General features: G+C 33.3%; 2 protein-coding genes. Both read right to left on the minus strand.

Annotation, left to right across the window (positions count from 1 at the left end):
• Nucleotides 1-139: 139 nt before the first annotated feature.
• Nucleotides 140-325: an adenylyltransferase/cytidyltransferase family protein gene (locus N1032_RS25025; RefSeq protein WP_259543266.1), complete on the minus strand. Its 186-nt coding sequence runs from the start codon at nt 323-325 to the stop codon at nt 140-142.
• 246 nt (nt 326-571) lie between these two features.
• A partial coding sequence (locus N1032_RS25030; protein ID WP_259543268.1) for a hypothetical protein occupies nt 572-760 on the minus strand: 189 nt, incomplete at its 5' end.

Below are 760 nucleotides of genomic sequence, written 5' to 3' on the forward strand. Positions count from 1 at the left end.
TAGCTGCTTGATAGAAGCCAATTACTGATGTAATGGCATCATATAATTTCTTAGCCCATTCAAGACTGTTGTCGCTTTCATTCGTCAAATCACTGAGAAAATGGAAAGTTATCCTGTCTTGAAACCCATTGTCAAAAATTCACCGGTCTATTATGTTGGCTCTAATTTGAGCATGGAATGGATTTCTTGCTGTGCCGTGCTTGTCTGCCGAACCGATAATTATCTTTACATGGTCATGCATTTCAAGCATTCTTCTGATTGTTATTTCATGCCCTTTGTGGAATGGCTGAAACCTTCCCAAAAATATACCTACGTTATCTTTCATATTATTTTCTCCTTAAAATATCTTTTATAGCTTTTTCACCTTCGGGGGTCAATGTCAAAGTATCTTTTAAATTTTCATGTTCCTCCAAATATATAATCTCAATTTTCCCAGAATCATATATCCATAGTCTTCAATGTTCTCATCAACCATTTTTAATGAAGGTATGTGCTTTTTTCTCAGCATCATATTCTTCATACTCATAATTTTTCATGAGTTTTTCAATTTCTTTTATTTGTTTCTTTGTCATTATTCTATTTTCCTATAAATTAATATTTCTTTCTTGTCACAATCATATTTCAAGGCAACTTCTTGTTTATAACCATAATCTTCTGGGTTTAGTTCTTCCATATGGTTGAGCAGTTGCTCCTCAGTCATATGCCCATTTTCAGTAGCAACCAAAATATCGAATTCTTCTTGGGTCAATACTTTGTTCAT

Source organism: Herbiconiux daphne, from assembly GCF_024979295.1.
GTDB lineage: Bacteria > Actinomycetota > Actinomycetes > Actinomycetales > Microbacteriaceae > Herbiconiux > Herbiconiux daphnes.

Coding starts and splice junctions, on each gene's coding strand:
- N1032_RS25025 (WP_259543266.1), bottom strand. CDS start 325: ATGAAAGATAACGTAGGTATATTTTTGGGAAGGTTTCAGCCATTCCAC.